The organism is Corynebacterium sp. HMSC070H05 (assembly GCF_001837615.1).
In the GTDB taxonomy this organism is placed as follows: domain Bacteria; phylum Actinomycetota; class Actinomycetes; order Mycobacteriales; family Mycobacteriaceae; genus Corynebacterium; species Corynebacterium coyleae.
Window position 1 is genome coordinate 59014 of the sequence record NZ_KV833339.1, and the last position, 16962, is coordinate 75975.

General features: G+C 61.7%; 24 protein-coding genes and 1 pseudogene. 17 read left to right on the top strand and 8 right to left on the bottom strand.

The window, feature by feature from the left end; genetic code table 11:
* Window positions 1-35 precede the first annotated feature (35 nt).
* Window positions 36-338: a hypothetical protein gene (locus HMPREF2617_RS07240; protein ID WP_070570621.1), complete on the bottom strand. Its 303-nt coding sequence runs from the start codon at window positions 336-338 to the stop codon at window positions 36-38.
* A gap of 2 nt (window positions 339-340) precedes the next feature.
* The gene (locus tag HMPREF2617_RS07245; RefSeq protein WP_070840483.1) at window positions 341-877 is read right to left on the bottom strand and encodes an Asp23/Gls24 family envelope stress response protein; all 537 of its coding nucleotides are present in this window, start codon (window positions 875-877) and stop codon (window positions 341-343) included.
* Window positions 878-1421: 544 nt separating this feature from the next.
* Here HMPREF2617_RS07245 and rpsJ point away from each other — a divergent pair.
* The 12 genes from rpsJ to glmS all read left to right on the top strand — a co-directional run bounded on the left by rpsJ (window position 1422) and on the right by glmS (window position 8577).
* Entirely contained in the window at window positions 1422-1727 is a 306-nt protein-coding gene (gene rpsJ / locus HMPREF2617_RS07250; RefSeq protein ID WP_034997227.1) for a 30S ribosomal protein S10, read from the top strand.
* Window positions 1728-1762: 35 nt separating this feature from the next.
* Window positions 1763-2419, top strand: a complete 657-nt coding sequence (rplC, locus tag HMPREF2617_RS07255) for a 50S ribosomal protein L3 (protein WP_070422712.1) — start codon at window positions 1763-1765, stop codon at window positions 2417-2419.
* Window positions 2416-3078, top strand: coding sequence for a 50S ribosomal protein L4 (gene rplD / locus HMPREF2617_RS07260; protein WP_070450615.1), 663 nt, complete (start codon window positions 2416-2418; stop codon window positions 3076-3078). The genes rplC and rplD overlap by 4 nt, the downstream gene beginning before the upstream one ends.
* On the top strand, window positions 3079-3384 hold the full coding sequence (gene rplW / locus HMPREF2617_RS07265; RefSeq protein WP_070422714.1) for a 50S ribosomal protein L23: 306 nt from the start codon (window positions 3079-3081) through the stop codon (window positions 3382-3384).
* 39 nt (window positions 3385-3423) lie between these two features.
* Window positions 3424-4257: a 50S ribosomal protein L2 gene (rplB, locus tag HMPREF2617_RS07270; RefSeq protein ID WP_070422715.1), complete on the top strand. Its 834-nt coding sequence runs from the start codon at window positions 3424-3426 to the stop codon at window positions 4255-4257.
* Window positions 4258-4273: 16 nt separating this feature from the next.
* Entirely contained in the window at window positions 4274-4549 is a 276-nt protein-coding gene (gene rpsS / locus HMPREF2617_RS07275; protein WP_018017481.1) for a 30S ribosomal protein S19, read from the top strand.
* 3 nt (window positions 4550-4552) lie between these two features.
* Window positions 4553-4912 carry a 50S ribosomal protein L22 gene (gene rplV, locus HMPREF2617_RS07280; RefSeq protein WP_070422716.1) on the top strand — a complete coding sequence of 120 codons (360 nt, stop codon included), beginning with the start codon at window positions 4553-4555 and terminating at the stop codon, window positions 4910-4912.
* Window positions 4912-5655 carry a 30S ribosomal protein S3 gene (gene rpsC / locus HMPREF2617_RS07285; protein WP_070422717.1) on the top strand — a complete coding sequence of 248 codons (744 nt, stop codon included), beginning with the start codon at window positions 4912-4914 and terminating at the stop codon, window positions 5653-5655. Before rplV ends, rpsC begins: the two co-directional genes overlap by 1 nt.
* 3 nt (window positions 5656-5658) lie before the next feature.
* Window positions 5659-6075, top strand: coding sequence for a 50S ribosomal protein L16 (gene rplP / locus HMPREF2617_RS07290; protein ID WP_070422718.1), 417 nt, complete (start codon window positions 5659-5661; stop codon window positions 6073-6075).
* Window positions 6075-6314: a 50S ribosomal protein L29 gene (gene rpmC / locus HMPREF2617_RS07295; protein ID WP_070422719.1), complete on the top strand. Its 240-nt coding sequence runs from the start codon at window positions 6075-6077 to the stop codon at window positions 6312-6314. Before rplP ends, rpmC begins: the two co-directional genes overlap by 1 nt.
* Before the next feature lie 2 nt (window positions 6315-6316).
* Window positions 6317-6601, top strand: coding sequence for a 30S ribosomal protein S17 (rpsQ, locus tag HMPREF2617_RS07300; RefSeq protein ID WP_070840424.1), 285 nt, complete (start codon window positions 6317-6319; stop codon window positions 6599-6601).
* 110 nt (window positions 6602-6711) lie between these two features.
* On the top strand, window positions 6712-8577 hold the full coding sequence (glmS, locus tag HMPREF2617_RS07305) for a glutamine--fructose-6-phosphate transaminase (isomerizing) (protein ID WP_070422721.1): 1866 nt from the start codon (window positions 6712-6714) through the stop codon (window positions 8575-8577).
* Window positions 8578-8741: 164 nt separating this feature from the next.
* Here glmS and HMPREF2617_RS07310 read toward each other — a convergent pair whose 3' ends face one another.
* The 6 genes and pseudogenes from HMPREF2617_RS07310 to HMPREF2617_RS07335 form a co-directional block, all read right to left on the bottom strand.
* Complete coding sequence (locus HMPREF2617_RS07310; protein ID WP_070840425.1) at window positions 8742-9269, bottom strand: Fic/DOC family protein; 528 nt, start codon at window positions 9267-9269, stop codon at window positions 8742-8744.
* A 5-nt stretch (window positions 9270-9274) separates the two neighbouring features.
* Window positions 9275-9496 (bottom strand): antitoxin VbhA family protein, encoded by a 222-nt coding sequence (locus tag HMPREF2617_RS07315; protein WP_070422723.1) that lies wholly within the window; start codon window positions 9494-9496, stop codon window positions 9275-9277.
* A 5-nt stretch (window positions 9497-9501) separates the two neighbouring features.
* Window positions 9502-10326 (bottom strand): annotated as a pseudogene (gene thiD, locus HMPREF2617_RS07320) (bifunctional hydroxymethylpyrimidine kinase/phosphomethylpyrimidine kinase); the annotation flags it as partial.
* 21 nt (window positions 10327-10347) lie between these two features.
* Window positions 10348-11946: a GTPase gene (locus HMPREF2617_RS07325; protein ID WP_210400837.1), complete on the bottom strand. Its 1599-nt coding sequence runs from the start codon at window positions 11944-11946 to the stop codon at window positions 10348-10350.
* Window positions 11933-13771 (bottom strand): GTPase, encoded by a 1839-nt coding sequence (locus tag HMPREF2617_RS07330; RefSeq protein WP_224213076.1) that lies wholly within the window; start codon window positions 13769-13771, stop codon window positions 11933-11935. The genes HMPREF2617_RS07325 and HMPREF2617_RS07330 overlap by 14 nt, the downstream gene beginning before the upstream one ends.
* Window positions 13772-13823: 52 nt before the next feature.
* Entirely contained in the window at window positions 13824-14615 is a 792-nt protein-coding gene (locus tag HMPREF2617_RS07335) for a formate/nitrite transporter family protein (protein WP_070422867.1), read from the bottom strand.
* A gap of 197 nt (window positions 14616-14812) precedes the next feature.
* Here HMPREF2617_RS07335 and HMPREF2617_RS07340 point away from each other — a divergent pair, with 197 nt between their 5' ends.
* The 5 genes from HMPREF2617_RS07340 (at window position 14813) to rplE (ending at window position 16933) form a co-directional block, all read left to right on the top strand.
* Window positions 14813-15040, top strand: coding sequence for a hypothetical protein (locus HMPREF2617_RS07340; RefSeq protein ID WP_070482515.1), 228 nt, complete (start codon window positions 14813-14815; stop codon window positions 15038-15040).
* A 39-nt stretch (window positions 15041-15079) separates the two neighbouring features.
* The gene (locus HMPREF2617_RS07345) at window positions 15080-15334 is read left to right on the top strand and encodes a hypothetical protein (RefSeq protein ID WP_070482513.1); all 255 of its coding nucleotides are present in this window, start codon (window positions 15080-15082) and stop codon (window positions 15332-15334) included.
* A gap of 326 nt (window positions 15335-15660) precedes the next feature.
* A complete protein-coding gene (rplN, locus tag HMPREF2617_RS07350; RefSeq protein WP_070422727.1) occupies window positions 15661-16029 on the top strand; it encodes a 50S ribosomal protein L14 in 369 nt (122 codons plus the stop codon).
* Between the two features lie 2 nt (window positions 16030-16031).
* A complete protein-coding gene (rplX, locus tag HMPREF2617_RS07355) occupies window positions 16032-16346 on the top strand; it encodes a 50S ribosomal protein L24 (protein ID WP_070840426.1) in 315 nt (104 codons plus the stop codon).
* Window positions 16346-16933 carry a 50S ribosomal protein L5 gene (rplE, locus tag HMPREF2617_RS07360; protein ID WP_070422729.1) on the top strand — a complete coding sequence of 196 codons (588 nt, stop codon included), beginning with the start codon at window positions 16346-16348 and terminating at the stop codon, window positions 16931-16933. The genes rplX and rplE overlap by 1 nt, the downstream gene beginning before the upstream one ends.
* Window positions 16934-16962 lie beyond the last annotated feature (29 nt).

The window sequence follows — 16962 nt, forward strand, 5'->3', positions numbered from 1 at the left end:
TTGTGTGAGGTGCGGGGGCGTAGCCCGTGTTGCTGCTATTGCGCATCGCCGGCGATGACGTCCACGAACTCGGCGTCCGAAGCGCTCAGTGCTGCGGCGCGTACGTCTTCGGCGACCTCGTGGACGTTGCGTCCTGAGGCGACGTCGAAGGTGAAGTGGACTTCGAGGCCTGCTTTGCCGTTGCGTGAGGCAGATCGGATGCCTTCGATGCGTTGGTGCGGCAAGTAGGTTGCGATTTCGCCGAGTCGGCCGCCGTAGAGTTTTGCTACTCCGTTGACGGCGAGTGTGGCGTCGCGGACGCCCTCCGCAACCTCTCGGGTAACGGGGGTGTTGGCCATGATTACTGGATCTGCTGGTTTACAGACTGGTTGACTGCCTGGTAGTTGCCGTCGTCGTAGTTCTCACCTGCGGTCTCCTGCTCCGGCAGGTTGACGTCGTGGACGGTGACATCGACGCGGTCGACGATCAGGCCGGTCATGCGGGTGATGGCGACGGTGATGTTTTCGCGGATGGCGTTTGCCAGCTCGTGGATGGCGACACCGTACTCGGCGATGATGGCAACTGCGACGGATGCGTGGCCGTCCTCGACTGCCACATTGACGCCCTGCTGGACGTTGGTGGAGGAGGTCAGGGACTCGCGGACTGCGCCCCACATGCGGGCTGCGCCGCCGCCGAGGTTGTGGACGCCGGAGACTTCGCGTGCTGCGATGCCGGCGATCTTGCCAACAACGTTGTCGTCGATAACAGTGCTGCCGTGCTCAGTTTCGAGGTTTTCGTTGCGCGGGCGCTGCTTCTCGGTCTCGGTTGCGGTCGAGGCGGTTGCTGGGGTGTTCTTTGCAGTGTTGTTTGCAGCGTTGTTTGCGTTCTGGTCGGCCATGACGGTCCTTTCAACTGTGATGTTCATGTTCCGAGTGCGCCTATATAGATGACGCGCACGGTATGGGAACAAGGGTACACAGGTTGTCGTCGTCAAGCGGGCTTGCGTTGGTAGCGACCTTGTGTTTTAATACGCAGGTTGCCTTGACATGGGTTGACGGAAGTCGGCCGGTGGCTCGGCAAACATGACACCTTCCAGTCGGAAGACCGGTGAAGGGGCCATGGCAAATAAACAGCGGCAGTACGCGAGGGTCACGCACCCTTCCGTGTCTGATACCCGGGCATATTGCTTGTCGACGATGACGTGTCGGCCAACAACGTGCCTTGGCGGAAGCACTGAGCGTCGGCGCGTTTATTGCGCAGGTCTCAACTTCCGGATGTGTCATGACAGTCAGAAAAGACACTGGCGTTGAGCCAAGGGCCCAGCCCGGACAACGTTATAGAGAAACTAGAAGCTACAAACCCCACCGCTTCTCTCTCGTTTCACTTCGTTCAACTTCGAGCGAAGCGAGAGTTGAACGTGGGGATGCGAGGAAGAGGTAAGCGTGGCGGGACAGAAGATCCGCATCAGGCTGAAGGCCTACGATCACGAGGCGATCGACGCATCCGCGAAGAAGATCGTCGAGACGGTCACCCGTACGGGTGCCCGCGTCGTCGGCCCGGTGCCGTTGCCAACCCAGAAGAACGTGTACGCCGTGATTCGTTCTCCCCACAAGTACAAGGATTCTCGCGAGCACTTCGAGATGCGCACTCACAAGCGCCTCATCGACATTCTCGACCCGACGCCGAAGACGGTAGACGCGCTTATGCGCATTGATCTGCCGGCCAGCGTCGACGTGAACATCCAGTAGAGCAATCCCCAACGTAAGTAGTGGAGAACTAACACATGTCTGACAACCAGATCAAGGGCATTCTGGGCAAGAAGCTCGGCATGACCCAGATCTTCGACGAGGAGAACCGCGTTATCCCGGTTACCGTCGTCGAGGCTGGGCCGTGCGTTGTCACCCAGATCCGTACCCCTGAGACCGATGGCTACTCCGCCATCCAGATCGCTTACGGCGACATCGATCCCCGTAAGGCTAAGAAGCCGCAGGCTGGCCACTTTAAGAAGGCTGGCGTCAACCCGCGTCGCTACGTTGCTGAGATCCGCATGGACGACACCTCGGGCTACGAGCTCGGCCAGGAGTTCAATGCAACGATCTTCGAAGGCGACACCTTCGTCGACGTCGCAGGCACCACCAAGGGCCACGGCTACGCCGGTGCCATGAAGCGCCACGGCTTTGCTGGCCAGGGTGCTTCCCACGGTAACCAGGCTGCCCACCGTCGTGTGGGTTCCATCGGCGCCTGCGCGACCCCGGGTCGCGTGTTCAAGGGCACCCGTATGGCTGGCCGCATGGGCGGTAACCGCGTTACCACCCAGAACCTGAAGATTCAACGCATCGACGGCGACAACAACCTCATCCTGATCAAGGGCGCCATCCCTGGCGCAAAGGGTTCCGTTGTTACCGTCAAGACCGCAGTGAAGGGCGGTGCTCACGCATGACGAAGCTGACGCTTGACGTCCACACCGCAGACGGAGCTACCAAGGGTTCCGTCGACCTGCCGGCCGAGTACTTCGACCGCGAGGTATCCGTGGCACTCATGCACCAGGTTGTGAATGCACAGCTTGCTGCTAAGCGCCAGGGCACCCACGCAACGAAGACCCGCGGCATGGTTTCCGGCGGCGGCAAGAAGCCGTTCCGCCAGAAGGGCACCGGTCGCGCCCGTCAGGGTTCGATCCGTGCTCCGCACTACACCGGTGGTGGCATTGTGCATGGTCCGCAGCCGCGTTCCTACGCACAGCGCACCCCAAAGAAGATGATCAAGGCTGCCCTCGCCGGCGCTTTGACCAACCGTGCGCAGAACGAGCGCATCCACATCGTGGAGGATCTCGTCCCGGGCCAGACCCCGTCGACGAAGTCCGCTCGTGCATTCATCGAGCGCCTCACCGACCGCAAGTCGGTCCTGCTGGTGATCGGCCGTGATGATCAGAATTCCCGTCTCTCCGCAAGGAACCTGCCGGGCGTCCAGATCATTGAGCCGGCTCAGCTGAACACCTACGACGTCCTCAACGCTGATGACGTTGTGTTCTCGGTCGAGGCACTCCACACCTTCATCAACCGCGGCGCAGCTGTTGCCGCCGCTGCGGAGGAGGAGAAGTAAATGGCAAAGATCGCTAACCCGCGCGACATCATCATCGCCCCGGTGCTCTCTGAGAAGAGCTACGGCCTGATGGAGCAGAACACGTACACCTTCTACGTGTCCCCGTCCGCGAACAAGACCCAGATCAAGATTGCCGTGGAAGAGATTTTCGGCGTCGACGTCGCTTCGGTGAACACCGTCAACCGTGAGGGCAAGCGCAAGCGCTCCCGCACCGGTTTCGGTAAGCGTAAGGACACCAAGCGCGCCTACGTCACTCTCCGCGAGGGCAGCGACTCCATCGACATCTTCGGCGGTGCGACCGCGTAACCCGCGGCTCGCTGAAGAGACGATAGAAAAGGAACCACTATGGCTATTCGTAAGTACAAGCCGACAACTCCGGGTCGCCGTGCCAGCTCCGTGTCCGCGTTCGACGAGATCACTCGTTCGACCCCGGAAAAGACGCTGCTGCGCCCGCTCCCGAAGAAGGGTGGCCGTAACACCCACGGCCACATCACCACTCGTCACCGCGGCGGCGGCCACAAGCGTCGCTACCGTGTGATCGACTTCCGCCGCTCCGACAAGGACGGCGTGCTGGCAAAGGTTGCTCACATCGAGTACGACCCGAACCGCACCGCGAACATCGCACTGCTGCACTACTACGACGGTGAGAAGCGCTACATCATCGCCCCGAAGGGCCTGAAGCAGGGCACCATCGTCGAGGCTGGCCCGAACGCGGACATCAAGGTTGGCAACAACCTGCCGCTGCGCAACATCCCGACCGGTACGACCATCCACGCTGTGGAGCTCAAGCCGGGCGCAGGCGCAAAGCTGGCTCGTTCCGCTGGCGCGTCCATCCAGCTGCTGGGTAAGGAAGGCAACTACGCAGTTTTGCGTATGCCGTCTTCCGAAATCCGCCGCGTGGACATCCGCTGCCGTGCAACTGTTGGTGAGGTCGGCAACGCTGACCAGATCAACATCCGTTGGGGCAAGGCTGGTCGTATGCGCTGGAAGGGCTGGCGCCCGACCGTGCGTGGTGTGGTTATGAACCCGGTCGACCACCCGCACGGTGGTGGCGAGGGCAAGACCTCCGGTGGTCGTCACCCGGTCTCGCCGTGGGGCCAGAAGGAAGGCCGCACCCGCAACCCGAACCGCTATTCCAACAACATGATCGTGCGACGTCGTCGCTCGAAGAAGCGCTAAGAGGAGGTAAACAGACATGCCACGTAGCCTTAAGAAGGGCCCGTTCGTCGACGAGCACCTCCTCAACAAGGTGGATGCTCAGAACGAGGCAGGCACCAAGCAGGTCATCAAGACCTGGTCGCGCCGTTCGACCATTCTCCCCGATTTCATCGGTCACACTTTCGCCGTCCACGACGGTCGTAAGCACGTGCCGGTGTTCGTGGACGAGTCCATGGTTGGCCACAAGCTCGGCGAGTTTGCACCGACCAAGACCTTTAAGGGTCACGTCAAGGAACAGAAGGGACGTCGATAAGCAATGGCTGACACCATCACCACTGCATCCGCGACTGCCAAGTTCGTTCGCGTCTCTCCGATGAAGGCACGCCGCGTGCTTGCTCTCATCCGCAACAAGTCGGTTGCTGAGGCACTCGCCATCCTGAAGTACGCCCCGCAGGGTGCGTCCAAGGACGTTGCAAAGGTTGTTGCTTCCGCAGCAGCCAACGCGGAGAACAACTTCGGCCTGGATCCGCGCACGCTCGTCATTGCCGAGTGCTACGCAAACGAGGGCCCGACCATGCGTCGTTTCCAGCCGCGTGCACAGGGTCGCGCATTCCAGATCCGGAAGCGCACCTCTCACATCACCGTTGTTGTCGAGTCCAAGGAAGGGGCCAAGTAATGGGCCAGAAGATTCACCCACACGGCCTGCGCCTGGGTATCACTTCCGACTGGAAGTCCCACTGGTACGCCGACAAGAACTACGCCGAGTACGTCGCTGAGGACATCAAGGTCCGCGAGTGGCTCGAGAAGAACCTCGAGCGCGCTGGCATCTCCGATGTTGTCATCGAGCGCACCCGCGACCGCGTCCGTGTGGACATCCACACCGCACGTCCGGGCATTGTCATCGGCCGTCGCGGCGCTGAGGCTGACCGTATTCGCCGTGAGCTGGAGAAGCTGACCGGCAAGATGGTTGCACTGAACATCCTCGAGGTGAAGAACGTCGATGCAGACGCCACCCTGGTTGCTCAGTCCATCGCCGAGCAGCTGGTCAACCGTGTCGCGTTCCGTCGCGCCATGCGTAAGGCCATCCAGTCCGCTATGCGTAACCCGCAGGTCAAGGGCATCAAGGTTATGACGTCCGGCCGTCTCGGCGGCGCGGAAATGTCCCGTGTCGAGCGCTACCACGAGGGTCGCGTTCCGCTGCACACGCTGCGCGCGGAGATCGACTACGGCACTGCAGAAGCACACACCACCTTCGGCGTCATTGGCGTCAAGGTGTGGATCTACAAGGGCGACGTCGTCGGTGGCGTCCGCGAGTCTGAGCTCAATGCACCGAGCAACGATCGTCGTGGACGTGGCGACCGTCGCCCGCGCCGCGGCGGCCAGCGTCGCCGGGCGGCAGAGCAGAAGAAGGAGGGCTAATTCATGCTCATCCCTAAGCGCGTGAAATACCGCCGCCAGCACCGCCCGACCCGTTCTGGCGTGTCCAAGGGTGGCAACCAGATCAACTTCGGCGACTACGGCCTGCAGGCCCTCGAGCCGGCGTACATCACGAACCGCCAGATCGAGTCTGCCCGTATTGCTATCAACCGCCACGTCAAGCGTGGTGGCAAGGTCTGGATCAACATCTTCCCGGATCGTCCGCTGACCCAGAAGCCGCTCGGCGTGCGTATGGGTTCCGGTAAGGGCCCGGTGGAGAAGTGGGTGGCCAACGTCAAGCCTGGCCGCATCCTGTTCGAAATGTCCTACCCCAACGAGGAAACTGCCATTGAGGCGCTGCGCCGTGCAGGCGCGAAGCTGCCGTGCAAGGTCCGCGTCATCAAGAAGGAGGACCAGTTCTAATGGCTAACGGTACCCCCGCATCTGAGTTCCGCGAGCTCAACGACGACGAGCTGAAGGGCCGCCTCAACGAGGCGAAGGAAGAGCTGTTCAACCTGCGCTTCCAGCTTGCAACCGGCCAGCTGACCAACAACCGCCGCATCTCCACCGTGAAGCGCGACATCGCTCGCATCTACACGGTGCTGCGCGAGCGTGAGCTTGGTCTGTCCGTCGTCCCGGAGTCCACGGGAGCTGAGGCATAACCATGAGTGAGGCAAACGTGACTGAGAACACCAAGGACAAGGCCGTGCAGAAGCGCCGCCGTGGCTACGTCGTGTCCGACAAGATGGACAAGACGATCGTCGTCGAGGTTGAGGACCGCAAGTCCCACGCCCTCTACGGCAAGATCGTGCGTACCACGAAGCGCGTCAAGGCTCACGACGAGAACAACGCCGCTGGTGTTGGCGATCTCGTCCACATCGAGGAGACGCGTCCGCTGTCGAAGGACAAGCACTTCCGTCTCGTCGACATCATCGAGAAGGCTCGCTAAAAGCTAGTCGCTTCTCGACGACTCCACCGCCCCGGGTTGGCTACCAACCCGGGGCGGTTTTTGCGTTTTCAACTTTTTCTGCGCCCTTACACAAGGGTACGATTTCCCGCATGTGTGGAATCGTTGGATATGTAGGCGCAAACGCGACAACGCGTGACGCGAAAGACGTAATCATCGATGGTCTTCGCCGCCTCGAATACCGCGGGTACGACTCCGCAGGTGTTGCGGTGGTGAACGACCAGTCGATCGAATGCCGGAAGAAGGCCGGCAAGGTAGCGGATCTCGAAGCGGAGATTGCTAACAACCCCATCGCAGCATCGAACCTGGGCATCGGGCATACCCGGTGGGCGACCCACGGCGGTCCGACGGATGCGAATGCTCACCCGCATGTGGTGGGAGATGGCCGTATGGCAGTGGTGCACAACGGCATCATCGAAAACTTTTCGCATTTGAAGGCTGAGCTCGCAGAGAAGGGCTACACCTTCAAGTCTGAAACCGATACTGAGGTTGCTGGCACGCTGCTGCTGGATATCTACAACACGGAAGCGGACGGGGATCTGACCCGTGCGATGCAGTTGGCAGCGAACCGTCTGGAGGGCGCGTTCACCCTGCTCGCCATCCACCCGGACCATCCAGACCGCATTGTTGCGGCGCGTTGGAACTCCCCGCTGGTGATCGGTGTAGGCGAGGGCGAGAACTTCCTGAGCTCCGACGTCGCTGGCTTCATTGAGTTCACCCGTGACGCGGTGGAGATGGACAACGGCCAGATTGTGACGTTGACGGCTGATGGCTACGACGTGATTGACTTCGACGGCACCCCCGCCGAGGCGAAGCCGTTCAAGGTTGAGTGGGATGTCACCGCTGCGGAGAAGGGTGGCTACAACTCCTTCATGGAGAAGGAGATCCATGATCAGCCGGGTGCCGTCCGCGACACGCTTTACGGTCGCTTCGACGAAGATGGCAAGTTGATGTTGGACGAGTTGCGTATCGACGAATCCGTGCTGCGCTCCATCAACAAAATCATCATCGTCGCTTGCGGTACTGCGTCGTACGCGGGCCAGGTGGCGCGTTACGCCATCGAACACTGGTGCCGTATCCCGACGGAAGTGGAGCTCGCCCACGAGTTCCGCTACCGCGACCCGATTGTCAACGAGCAGACTCTCGTCGTTGCCGTTTCCCAGTCCGGAGAGACCATGGACACGCTTATGGCTGTCCGTCACGCACGTGAGCAGGGAGCGAAGGTCGTCGCTATCTGCAACACCGTGGGCTCCTCGATCCCGCGTGAGGCGGATGCGTCGCTGTACACCTACGCAGGCCCGGAGATCGCTGTGGCGTCGACGAAGGCGTTCATCTCCCAGATTGTCGCGGCGTACCTGCTGGCGCTGTACCTGGCGCAGGTGCGTGGCAACAAGTACGCCGATGAGATCCGTCAGATCATCGGCGAGCTGGAGCTGATGCCGGAGAAGATCCAGCGCGTGCTGGACAACGAAGACCAGGTCAAGCAGTTGGGCCAGGATATGGCGGATGCAAAGTCCGTGCTCTTCCTTGGCCGCCACGTCGGCTTCCCGGTCGCACTCGAGGGCGCTCTGAAGCTCAAGGAGGTTGCTTATTTGCACTCCGAGGGCTTCGCTGCAGGCGAGTTGAAGCACGGTCCGATCGCGCTGGTCGAGGAAGGCCAGCCGGTGTTCGTCATCGTGCCGTCGAAGAAGTCGCGCCACAACCTGCACGCCAAGGTCGTCTCCAACATCCAAGAGGTGCGCGCCCGTGGTGCCGTGACTATCGTGATCGCGGAAGAGGGCGACACGGATGTGGAGCAGTTTGCCAACCACATCATCCGCATCCCGGAGTCCCCGGGCCTGCTGCAGCCACTCTTGGCGACGATCCCGTTGCAGATCTTCGCCTGCGCCGTCGCAGAAGCACGCGGCCTGAACGTGGACCAGCCGCGTAACCTGGCCAAGTCCGTCACGGTGGAGTAGAAGCTACCGACCGCGCCAGGGCGCCCCGGGATTGGCGCTGCGGTATTTCATCATCTGGTGGAAGATCTCCGCAGCACCAGCCCGCTGCCCCTGTGTCGCGCTGAGCGTACCCGTGTTGTCAGGCAATGCGTCAAGCGCGAATACTCCCGGGGTGAGAACCTCTGCTAGAAATGAGGGGCAGCCGTCGCTGCGCCGACGTAGCGGGCGGCGTGGGCTTCTGCGGCGTCGATGCGTGTCCAGTCGACTGCCCAACCGGAGGTGCGCAGCATCTGATCGAAGAAAAAGCGTTGGGTCCGCGAATTACCGTCCCGGAACGGATGCACGATTGTCAATTCGCTCCAGTGATCCGCGATGGTGTTTACTGCAGCAGACTTGTCATCGGAGTAGACCGGCAGTTTCGCGATCCGGCCCATCACTCGGTCGAGTTCAGCCTCGACGTATCGCGCTCGACACATCGCCATGCCCATCGCACCGACTTCCTCGGTGCGGATCTGGCCCGCCCAGGGGTAAATGTCCTGCATGAGGTAGCGGTGTGTGGACTGTAGGGATTCACGTGTGAACTCGGTCAGCAGTGGGCCGATTTCGAGCTCGCCGAGTCGTTGAAGCGCGAGGTTGCCAGCGATGCGGTCCAGCACAACCGGGTCTGTTAGCCCGAATAGGTTTTCCGGGGCCTCGTTGCTTCGTCGTGCCATGGCGTTTAGGCAGCTCCGGTGATACGTTGCCGCAGTTCACGTGCACGAGGCGTGTTTCCCAGGCCTTCCCTTTCGAGCACCTGTAGCACGGCCTCGTCGGCCGAGATATCTCCTCGCAGCTGTCGTCGCAGAAGCGCCTCGTCCTCTGCGGACATGGGTTGGCCCGCCATGATCATCGAGGCATTCACGGCGGCGACCTTCTGATCTTCGTTGCGCGGGTCAGTCATGCAGGTGATTCTAGCGGTTCGGCGAGGCGGTAGAGCTGGTGGAAGTGGTGCACCGGCCCGTGACCCTGGCCCACCTCGAGGTCGTCGGCGTGGGCGATGGCTTCGTGGAGCCAGGCGGAAGCCCACTCGACGGCGGCGGGGGCGTCGTCGAGAACAAGCCGGGTTGCAAGGGCTGCGGAGAGAGAACAGCCGGTGCCGTGGGTGTTTTTTGTGCGCACGCGGGGCACGTCCGCGATGTGGGTGTCGCCGTCGGGGGTGATCAGCGCGTTGGAGGCGTGGTCGCCGGTGAGGTGCCCGCCTTTGACCAGGACGGACACGTTCGCATCTGCTGCGTATCGACGACCCTGGGAAACCGCTTCGTCGAATGTGGTGGCGGGGGTGTCGTCGCAAAGCACTGCGAGCTCGGGGATGTTCGGGGTGACCACGGTGGCGTGCTCACGAACGAGGGTGCGCAGGGCGTCTTCGGCATCCTCGGTGAGGAGGCGATCGCCGGAGGTGGCGACCATGACGGGATCGACAACAACGACGGGGACGGAGTGCTGGGCGAGGAATTCGGAGACCGTGCGGGTGGTGTCCGCATCGCCCAGCATGCCGATCTTGACGGCGTCGACTGTGACGTCGTCGAACACGGAATCCAACTGCGCGCGCAGGAATGACTGGGGTGGGGTGTGGATCTCGCGCACACCTTGTGTGTTCTGGGCGACCAGCGCGGTGACCACGCACATACCGTAGCCACCTGCGGCGGCGATGGACTTCAGATCGGCTTGAATGCCGGCACCGCCTGTGGGGTCGGTGCCGGCAATGGAGAGAACTCTTGGGATGCGTGCCATAGGCACTGACGCTACCCGGAACTACCCAGCGGCGAGGGCGATGCGCTCGGCAAAGCGGGAGTAGTCTTCGCGGATAGCCAACAATGGCTGGGACACGGCGGTTTCGGAGGCTGCGGCCACCTCTTTTTGGATGGCGTTGCGGGTGCGTCGCTTCACCCCAGAGCCCAGCACGCCGCCGAAGGCCGCGGATATCAATCCGATGATTACACCGGTGAGTAAGCCAGCCATGATCAGCAGGGTAGGAATCGGCCAGCCTTCTACATCCGGTACCAGATCGGTGCCGAGCAGCGGTGTGAGCACGCCCGGCACGAAGGCGACCAGCAGGTACCACAGCACGCCGATCAGGGCGGCGAGCAGCGCAAACCACTGGAAGATGGTCAGCAACGCCCAGCCCTTGGACGGCTCGGCGGGCAGTTTCGCGCGGGCCACAGCTCGGTCCAGCTCGGCAGGAAGCCCGGTGGAGATCTCCTCGGACCGGTCCGCCACGGCCGCAGCCCACTCGTGTGGCAGCCCTTCGCCAACGGCGGTGGCGTAATCGCGAAGGCCCGAGTTGGCTACGGCTTTGGAGGCGGCGTCGAGTTCCGGCATGGAGGTGCGGTGCACGCCCAGTTCGTCGGCATCCTCGCGCAGCCCTAAGCGACGAAGCGGGTCGGGTTTGAAGCGGGTGATCCAGGAGGTCAGCAGCCAGCCGGTGCGTTGGCGCAGGCGTTTGCGGTAGGCGGCAGCGGTGATGCCCGCGATGCGTTCTGCACCCGCGGCCTTGGTCAGTGCGGTGTCGAGGTCACGCTTGGCGTGCTTGTCCACACCACCGGCCCCCTTCGTTCCAGCGTAGGGGGCGGCAACGGAAGCAATGTCGGCCTCGATGCGGGCAGTCTGCGCATTGTGGGCCTTTGCCACGCGCGCGATCGCGCCGCGCAGGTCTTCGATACCAGCACCGGTCAGGGTGGAGGTGGGGATGACGTGGACGTTGGTCAGGCCGTCGTCGAGAAGCAGGCCCGCATAAGAGCCAGCTACGGTGTCCACGTCGCGCTCCGCCAAAAGGTCGGCTTTGTTCAGCACTGCCAGTGTGACCGCGGAGTGGTTCGCGTGCGGGCGGATGAACTGGTCATGGATGACACTGTCGGCGTACTTCTCGGGGTCGGACACCCACACGAGCACGTCGACCTGGCCGGCGAGGCGTTCGGCGATGACGCGGTTGGAGGCCTCTACCGAGTCGAAGTCGGGAAGATCCAGCAGGATCAGCGGGCCAGCATTTTTAGCGAACTCGCCTTGGCGCTCGCGGCGGTCTTCCACGCCGAGCCAGTCCAGGAGTTCCTCAGAGCCTTCCGGCTGCCAGATCGCGGCCAGGGGAGAGGACGTGGTTGGGCGGCGCGCCGCTGCTTTGCCCAGGTCCTCGCCGACAACGGCGTTGAACAGCGAGGTTTTACCGGAACCGGTCGCGCCGAAAAATCCCACGACGGTGTGCTCGGCGGACAGGGCGCGACGCTCGGCGCCAGCCTTGGCCACGCGTTCTAGGCGTTCGCGTTGCTCGCCGGACAGGTACGGTGCACCAATTTCGGCAGCGTCCTCGAGCGCGCTCAGCCGTTTGCTCAGCCCAATCTTTTTGCTAAACAGCGCCATTGTCGGACCCCTTTCGGAAGTTGCCGCGAAGCTGGTCAAACAGGCCACGCAGGGCGCTGTTGTTCAGGTCGTCGTTGGGGGTGTCGTCGATACGCGCAGGCACTTGCTTGTCGACGACCCCCAGCAGCTTCGCATCCACCGCCCGGCGAGCCTGCTGGGAGGCATCGCGGATCTGCTCGGCCGTTGCGCCCTCGAGCAACGGGTCGGTGAACACGTGGTAGCGGTCGCGCTCGGCAGCAAAGAGTCCACCAAGGCGCTCGTTGAGGTCGTTGCGGGCCTGAGTGACCATGCGGCGCACCGTGTCTTCGCCGAAGATGGTCTCCAAAAGTTTCTGGCCAAGTACCGCAGAACCGCCCGCGATGGCCACCTCGCCGCCAGTCAAACCAGCGGTGGAGGCGAACACTGTAAGCATGAGTGCCACGGTGACCACGTTGAGCCCAAAGGACATGAGACGGGCGCGCTGACGCTTATCGCCAGCAGTGTCCTGGATATGTCCGACGAGTTCTTGCTGCCAGTCTCGCACCAGTTTCGCCGCCTGTTCGGAAATGTCGGCGCTGGCGCGTGCGAGAGCCGGATCGGCGTCGGTGCGCAGCTCAGGAGCGACCGCGCCGGTATGCGCCCAGGCGCGCGATGCTGCGGATTCGGCAGCATCGACGATGACTGCGTGCAGACCGGACTCGATCTCGGTCTCCACCTCACGCAGGGGAGCGGGCTGACCGGTGAAGAAACTGCCCACCTTATCTATTGCGCTGCTGAACCAGCGCTCGAAGCCACGGAACACGTCAGAGGTACCGATGACGTCCTGCCAGCGGTCCATGACCTCGGAGCGCAGCAACTGTCCGTCGGAAGTCGCGTCGATGACCTGACGGTTGGCGGTGGTGTAAAACTCGTGGATCGATGCGTCGAGCTGGTTGGCAAACGCCTCCTGACGCTCACGGCGGCCGACCAAGGTATCCACTCGATCAAGCGCAGTCTGAACCGCGCCGGCCACAGTCTTGCCAGCCACGTCGCGCCGGGCGACGGTGTCCTCGGCGAGTGTGGTCAGGTAATCGCGCAGTGAAGCGACAAGGTCTTCGGCGAGAAACTCCCCGGACTCTCCAGACTTCTCCGCGCCAAGGTCCGCGACGAACGGCACAGTAAAGACTGTTGCGTCGTGCAAGCCAGCCTCATTCATCATGCGGCGCAGATCGTCCGGCACGGTTTCGGCTGCCTTCTCGTCCAGACGGTTGAGTACCACCACAACTTCGATGCCGCGGCCAGCGGCGTCGTGGAGGAAGTTCCACACAAGTTGATCGGCGTAGCGCGCCGGGGTGGTGACGAACACCCACAGATCCGCAGCCGCAAGGAGCTGACTTGCCAGGGCGCGGTTTTTGTCGTCGATGGAGTCGAAATCGGGGGCGTCGAGAAGCGCAAGGCCCTCGGGCACGCTTTGCGTATCTACGACTCGCAGCGTCGTCGATTGCTCGTTGCCCGCGCCGTGCGAGCGCGTCAGGCCGGGGAGAACCTGTGGGGAGTTAAACCAATCAGCATCCGCGGGGTTTGCCACAAGCACAGGTTGCCGGGTGGTGGGGCGGATAACGCCTGGGTTGGAAACCCGCTCGCGCAGCAATGCATTGACAAGCGTGGACTTACCAGAGCCGGTGGAGCCGCCGATCACGGCGAGCAGCGGCGCGTCCAGGTTGGCGAGGCGGGGCAGGACATAGTCGTCGAGCTGGTTGACAATTGCGCGGGCCTCTGGGGCTGCATCAATAGGTAGGGCAGTGTCCGCGAGGGCATCGCGAACACTGCGAACAGCTTCGAGGACGTCAGGTGTCTGGGTACTCACCCGTCTCATTTTGGCAGAGACACCCAAGGTGAGGGGAGTTAGTCCTTGTTGGTTAGTCCTTGTAACCGGTCTTGGTCAGGTTCAGCCATCCGTAGAGGCCGCCCATGATGAACCCGCCGCCGACGAAGTTGCCCAGCCAGACGACCACCCAGTTGCGGATGACGTTCCAGTTGGTGAAGCCTTCGATGGTTTCAGGGCCGAGCGTAAACCCGCCCAGGCTGGTGAGGATGAAGTTCGCGATGGAGTGCTCGTAGCTCATGGTGGCAAACGACGGGATGATCAGGATGACACCCCACAGCTTCGCGCTGAAGTCCTTGCCGGCCTGGGTGGCCAGCATGAAGGCGATGTTGACCACGACGTTTGCCAGGATCGCTTCAACGAACAGGGTGGAACTGGATTTTTGCAGCTTGGCGACGAGCAAATCGTGGAGGAATCCGTCCACCTCGACCATCTGGCCCATGGTGGTCCGGGAAATCAGCCATGAAATCGCCACTGCACCAATGAGGTTGAACACGGTGACAAAGAAGACGAGGAGGAACCCGCGGGTGATGGTGTTGAGCCTATGGATGGCGCCATAGGTCATGAACATCATGTCACCTGTGGCGAGTTCGCCTTGCAAGACGATGATGATGTACAGCGTTGACGCGAAGATGGCGCCGAAGGCGTATTTGCCCCAGCCGGGGGCGTAGCCGTCGAGTAGTTGTGCCGTGGATGCGGCGAATGCCGTCATGATGCCCAGGTACACGCCCGCGAGCACGGAGCGCGTGGCAAATCGGGCAGGTTCTGTCGAGAACAGATCGACCTTATTCTTGATTGCCTCGGGGGCAGCTTCGTAGAAACTCACGCCCTCCAATGTACAAGAGGTACTACCTTAAAAGGAAATGTGGTAATACCTATTCGGCGATTGGAAAGCTTTGGAAAATCGTGAAAGAAAATGGGAATTCTGCCAAAAACTGTAAAACGTCACGGTAATGTTCGGTGGGCAAGGTCGTTCAAGCTGCGGCCGATGCCTACCGTTCATTAAGAAAATTGGAGATTCACATGAAGCTTCGTCGTCTTGTTGCTGCGGCGGCCGTCGCAACCACCGTTGCTGTTGCTGCTCCGGCTGCTACCGCTCAGCCTGCTCCGGAACCGCTGAACCGTGTTCTGTACGAGATTTACAAGGTCGGTGGCTGGGAAGCCCAGAACATCATTCTGCTGCCGGCAGCGCTTTCTTCGCTGAACGTTGTCATCTCGATCATTCAGTCCATCGTCACTGCTGCTAAGTAAGCCGCGACACGTACACACCTCTCCTGAAAGGAAACGAACATGAAGTTCCGTCGTCTCGCCGCTGTTGCTCTTGCGGCATCTGTTGCAATCGGTGCTGGTGCTCCTGTCGCTGAGGCTGCTACCTACCCGGAGCCGCTCAACCAGGTCATCAATGAGATGCGCGCTCTCGGTGGCCCGCTGGCCCCGAACCTGCTGCTGGTTCCAGCTGCCCTGTCTTCCGTGGGCTGGATCATCACCATCCTGTCGCTCACTGGTGTGCTCGGCCTCGGCGCTGTTGCTGCCAGCGTCGCTTAACATTGCGCTAACGCTGCGGCACACTCATCGTCTCACCCCTAAGTTTCGGGGTGGGGCGATTTTTGTTTCTTCAGGCGACACGATTTAGCGGCAATTTGGGGGATCGGCGCTGCTCATGGTTAAATACTCCAGTTGTCTACTGCTGGTCGGGCGTGACACGCGTTTCCGAGTGGAGCGTCCGAGACCCTTCGACCAGACTGCGCTCTCCTCGTGTGCGAGGGACGAGCGCACGAGGTTCGTCGATAAGCAATAGGCCGCAAGAACATTGACCACGTGCGTGCAGGACGGAAATCTGGCGCACATTGACCCAGGTCAGGAGACCAACTGTGATTCAGAAGGAATCGCGTCTGAAGGTCGCCGACAACACGGGTGCACGCGAACTGCTGTGCATCCGCGTTCTCGGCGGTTCCGTTCGACGCTTCGCCGGCATCGGCGACACGATCGTCGCCACCGTGAAGGAAGCTGCCCCGGGCGGCAACGTCAAGGAAGGCGAGGTCGTTAAGGCTGTCATCGTCCGTGCGAAGAAGGAGACCCGTCGTCCGGACGGCTCCTACATCTCGTTCGACGAGAACGCTGCTGTCGTCATCAAGAACGACACCGAGCCGCGCGGTACCCGCATCTTCGGCCCGGTTGCTCGTGAGCTCCGCGACAAGCGCTTCATGAAGATTGTGTCTCTCGCACCGGAGGTGATCTAAGTATGAAGATCAAGAAGGGCGATATGGTGCAGGTCATCGCCGGCAAGGATAAGGGTGCTCAGGGTCGCGTCATTGAGGCGTACCCGCAGCGCGACAAGGTCCTCGTCGAGGGTGTTAACCGCATCAAGAAGCACGTCGCAAACTCCTACAACGAGCGCGGCGCCGAGTCCGGCGGCATCGTCAGCCAGGAAGCTCCGATCCACGTGTCCAACGTGATGATCCTGGACTCCGACGGCAAGCTGACCCGCGTGGGCTACCGCTTCGACGAGAACGGCAAGAAGGTCCGCGTGGCTAAGTCGAACGGGAAGGACATCTAATGGCTGAGAACATTCAGAACTACACCCCGCGCCTGAAGTCCCGCTACCAGGACGAGATCCGCACCAAGCTGAACGAGCAGTTCAACTACGACAACGTCATGCAGATCCCGGGCCTGACCAAGATTGTTGTGAACATGGGTGTGGGCGACGCTGCCCGCGACTCCAAGGTGATCAACGGCGCACTCGAGGACCTCACCGCGATCACCGGCCAGAAGCCGCAGCTGCGTCGCGCGAAGAAGTCCATCGCTAACTTCAAGCTCCGTGAGGGCATGCCGATCGGCGCAAAGGTCACCCTGCGCGGCGACCGTATGTGGGAGTTCCTCGACCGTATGCTGACGGTTGCTCTCCCGCGTATTCGCGACTTCCGTGGCCTGAACGACAAGCAGTTCGACGGCAACGGTAACTACACCTTCGGCCTGTCCGAGCAGACCATGTTCTACGAAATCGACATCGACAAGATCGATCGCGTTCGCGGCATGGACATCACGCTCGTGACCACCGCTGGTAGCGACGACGAGGGTCGCGCACTGCTGACGCACCTCGGCTTCCCGTTCGCTGACAAGGACGGCAAGATGAAGCGCGCATAAGCGTTCACTTGACGACGACACCCCTGCAC

Excerpts from the sequence above, each read along its gene's own strand:
- HMPREF2617_RS07315 (WP_070422723.1), bottom strand. The coding sequence starts at position 9,496 with ATGACTGACCCGCGCAACGAAGATCAGAAGGTCGCCGCCGTGAATGCC.
- HMPREF2617_RS07240 (WP_070570621.1), bottom strand. The coding sequence starts at position 338 with ATGGCCAACACCCCCGTTACCCGAGAGGTTGCGGAGGGCGTCCGCGAC.
- HMPREF2617_RS07245 (WP_070840483.1), bottom strand. The coding sequence starts at position 877 with ATGGCCGACCAGAACGCAAACAACGCTGCAAACAACACTGCAAAGAAC.
- rplB (WP_070422715.1), top strand. The coding sequence starts at position 3,424 with ATGGCTATTCGTAAGTACAAGCCGACAACTCCGGGTCGCCGTGCCAGC.
- HMPREF2617_RS07325 (WP_210400837.1), bottom strand. The coding sequence starts at position 11,946 with ATGGCGCTGTTTAGCAAAAAGATTGGGCTGAGCAAACGGCTGAGCGCG.
- rplE (WP_070422729.1), top strand. The coding sequence starts at position 16,346 with ATGGCTGAGAACATTCAGAACTACACCCCGCGCCTGAAGTCCCGCTAC.
- rplD (WP_070450615.1), top strand. The coding sequence starts at position 2,416 with ATGACGAAGCTGACGCTTGACGTCCACACCGCAGACGGAGCTACCAAG.
- rplW (WP_070422714.1), top strand. The coding sequence starts at position 3,079 with ATGGCAAAGATCGCTAACCCGCGCGACATCATCATCGCCCCGGTGCTC.
- glmS (WP_070422721.1), top strand. The coding sequence starts at position 6,712 with ATGTGTGGAATCGTTGGATATGTAGGCGCAAACGCGACAACGCGTGAC.
- rpsQ (WP_070840424.1), top strand. The coding sequence starts at position 6,317 with ATGAGTGAGGCAAACGTGACTGAGAACACCAAGGACAAGGCCGTGCAG.
- HMPREF2617_RS07310 (WP_070840425.1), bottom strand. The coding sequence starts at position 9,269 with ATGGCACGACGAAGCAACGAGGCCCCGGAAAACCTATTCGGGCTAACA.
- HMPREF2617_RS07340 (WP_070482515.1), top strand. The coding sequence starts at position 14,813 with ATGAAGCTTCGTCGTCTTGTTGCTGCGGCGGCCGTCGCAACCACCGTT.
- rplC (WP_070422712.1), top strand. The coding sequence starts at position 1,763 with ATGTCTGACAACCAGATCAAGGGCATTCTGGGCAAGAAGCTCGGCATG.
- rpsC (WP_070422717.1), top strand. The coding sequence starts at position 4,912 with ATGGGCCAGAAGATTCACCCACACGGCCTGCGCCTGGGTATCACTTCC.
- rpmC (WP_070422719.1), top strand. The coding sequence starts at position 6,075 with ATGGCTAACGGTACCCCCGCATCTGAGTTCCGCGAGCTCAACGACGAC.
- rpsS (WP_018017481.1), top strand. The coding sequence starts at position 4,274 with ATGCCACGTAGCCTTAAGAAGGGCCCGTTCGTCGACGAGCACCTCCTC.
- rplX (WP_070840426.1), top strand. The coding sequence starts at position 16,032 with ATGAAGATCAAGAAGGGCGATATGGTGCAGGTCATCGCCGGCAAGGAT.
- rplV (WP_070422716.1), top strand. The coding sequence starts at position 4,553 with ATGGCTGACACCATCACCACTGCATCCGCGACTGCCAAGTTCGTTCGC.
- HMPREF2617_RS07345 (WP_070482513.1), top strand. The coding sequence starts at position 15,080 with ATGAAGTTCCGTCGTCTCGCCGCTGTTGCTCTTGCGGCATCTGTTGCA.
- rplP (WP_070422718.1), top strand. The coding sequence starts at position 5,659 with ATGCTCATCCCTAAGCGCGTGAAATACCGCCGCCAGCACCGCCCGACC.